This window comes from Planococcus salinarum, from assembly GCF_007004625.1.
In the GTDB taxonomy this organism is placed as follows: domain Bacteria; phylum Bacillota; class Bacilli; order Bacillales_A; family Planococcaceae; genus Planococcus; species Planococcus salinarum.
In genome coordinates this window covers 1-2,573 of sequence record NZ_VIFV01000058.1, presented here as the reverse complement: position 1 = coordinate 2,573, position 2,573 = coordinate 1, and the positions used below count along the sequence as shown (strand labels likewise).

General features: G+C 46.2%; 3 protein-coding genes and 1 pseudogene. All 4 read left to right on the top strand.

Translation table 11 applies throughout. The features are described from left to right. The first annotated feature begins 234 nt into the window (after positions 1-234). The 4 genes and pseudogenes from DIJ65_RS16045 to DIJ65_RS16030 all read left to right on the top strand — a co-directional run bounded on the left by DIJ65_RS16045 (position 235) and on the right by DIJ65_RS16030 (position 2,470). Positions 235-894: a reverse transcriptase-like protein gene (locus tag DIJ65_RS16045; protein ID WP_071152114.1), complete on the top strand. Its 660-nt coding sequence runs from the start codon at positions 235-237 to the stop codon at positions 892-894. Between the two features lie 176 nt (positions 895-1,070). Further along, positions 1,071-1,491: pseudogene (locus DIJ65_RS16040) on the top strand (organic hydroperoxide resistance protein). An 18-nt stretch (positions 1,492-1,509) separates the two neighbouring features. After that, positions 1,510-1,947, top strand: coding sequence for a MarR family winged helix-turn-helix transcriptional regulator (locus DIJ65_RS16035; protein WP_071152112.1), 438 nt, complete (start codon positions 1,510-1,512; stop codon positions 1,945-1,947). 28 nt (positions 1,948-1,975) lie between these two features. Next, entirely contained in the window at positions 1,976-2,470 is a 495-nt protein-coding gene (locus DIJ65_RS16030) for a glutathione peroxidase (RefSeq protein WP_071152111.1), read from the top strand. Positions 2,471-2,573 lie beyond the last annotated feature (103 nt).

The following is a 2,573-nucleotide window of genomic DNA, read 5'->3' as shown; positions in this document are numbered from 1 at the left end:
GGCTCAAAAGTCTGGTAGCACGTTATGAAACTTTGCGTTATGCATCTTAATTGAACCGCCGTATACCGAACGGTACGTACGGTGGTGTGAGAGGTCGGGAGTTAATCGCTCCCTCCTACTCGATTGCGGAAAATTCAGCTGGTGACAGTCACCCGCGCAATTCACAGAGAATTTGTTTAGCGTGACCGAAATCGGCAATAATGTACTAACAGGGCACATAAGGAGGTATCGCAGATGAAAATTTGGCTCCAATGGAAATATCGATCTGCGAAGGGAGGAGCGGAGACGGTTTTTCGCTCTGATGAAATGTCCGCGGCTCAGGGTGTCCAAATTGCCGAAGATCTCGAACGGACAAAACGCGTCAGGGAACTTGTGTTCATCGACAGCTTTGACGACAGTGTCTGGACGATAAAAGAAATGAAAGCTTATTTGAAAAGCATTGAAACAGAGCCGCATGATATTACGGTTTATTTCGATGGCGGGTTTGATATTGCAAACAAGAATTCGGGTCTTGGCTGTGTCATCTATTACAGCCAGAGCGGAAAGTCTTATCGCCTCAGACAAAATGAGCAGGTGGATGAGCTGGTTTCTAACAACGAAGCCGAATACGCGGCACTCCATCTGTGCGTACAGGAACTGGGGTATCTGGGAGTCAAAAACATGCCGGTCAATTTCAGCGGGGATTCGAAAATCGTTATAAACGGAATGCGCGGCGAATGGCCGGTCATCGAAACCGAATTGGTTCGTTGGGCGGACCGGATTGAAGCCAAGCTTGATCAGCTGGGAATCCAGCCTGATTATTTTCTGCTTCCCCGAAAGGAGAATTTTGAGGCGGACCGCTTGGCGACACAGGCTTTAAAGGGCATTAAAATTACCGGCACCTATGCATTGTAAACAGTGCCGGCCTGATAACGATTCAAAGCGGCAAAGCCTTTCCGGAAGGCTGCCGCTTTTTTTATAGGAAAATCTGCCATACAATCTTTGTGGAGTTTGAGCACATTAATTTACATCGTGTACGATGTATAATGTGGTTGGTTATGACATACAGCATCGAATGGAGGAACAATAATATGAAAACATTATACGAAACGACAATCATCAATTCCGGGGGGCGCCAGGGAATGGCCTATTCCGAAGACAATATTTTCAATGTGGATGTGGCAAAGCCCCCCCGCACTCGGCGGTGAACCTACCACAGCCACAAATCCTGAGCAATTGTTTGCCGCAGGATATAGTTCCTGCTTCAACAGTGCATTGGAACTGGTGCTCGAACGTGATAAAGTGACGGTAGAGAAAAACGAAGTAAAAGCGACAATCTCCTTATTGGGTGACAAAGTAAACGGCGGCGTCAAACTGGCCGCGAAACTGGAAGTCACAATCGAAGGCCTTGACGAAGAGAAGAAGCAGGAATACGTGAAAAAAGCACATGAGTACTGCCCATACTCAAAAGCGATCAAGGATACGATCGATGTGGAGATTGTCGTCCTATAAAAAAATGGACGTGATGATATGGAACATGGATTAAAACTTGAACAGCAATTATGCTTTGAAGTGTATAAGGCTTCGAGCAATTTCACGAAAATGTATGCAAAAGTGCTTGAACCGTTCCACCTGACGTTCCCGCAGTACCTTGTTCTGCTGGTTCTGTGGGAAGATGATCATCTGGTGATGAAGGACATCGGAGCCCGTCTTGGACTTGGAACCGGAACTTTGAATCCGATCATCAATCGCATGATCGCTCAGGGCCGTTTGACAAAAGAGCAATCACCGGAAGATAAGCGGGCCTGGATCATTTCCCTCACAGAAGGAGCGGTTAACGAGCATGCACCGATCAGCACGGCGATTTACGATAAGCTTGTGAGCTGCAACTTCCTTGATGTCAATGCACTGACGCTGATGAAAAATCTGAAGGGGCTTAATGCATTTTTTGAGGAGATGGATGTTTAATGGAGAAAACGGCAAGGAGTGAAAAAGCATGAGTGTCTATGAATTTACTGCAAAAAAACCTGATGGCTCCAGCTACTCTTTAAGTGAATATGAAGGAAAACCGATGCTGATCGTCAATACCGCCACTAAATGCGGCTTGCGTGATCAATTTGACGGCCTTGAAAAACTGTACAGGAAATATGGAGAAGATGGGCTTGTAGTACTTGGTTTTCCGTCAGACCAATTCGCCCAGGAACTCAGTGATGCTGAAGAAGCGGAGAAATCCTGCCGCATGAGCTACGGGGTCACTTTCCCGATGCACGATATTGTCAAAGTTAACGGCAAGGAAGCAGCTCCCCTCTTCAAGTATCTGACTGAAAACAGCAAGGGCTTCCTTGGCAGCAGCATCAAATGGAACTTCACCAAATTCCTGATTGACAAGGAAGGCAAGCTGGTGGCCCGTTATTCGCCCAAAGAAAAACCCGAATCATTTGAGGATGAAATCAGGGAAATTTTAATGACGCCGATTGTAAAATTAAGCTAGACAACTAAAAAGCCATCCGTGGTACACTCACAATGTATTTTCCGACCAAAGAAAAACATAGGAGTGACCACGAATGACCTACACCCATCTTACCACGGACGAA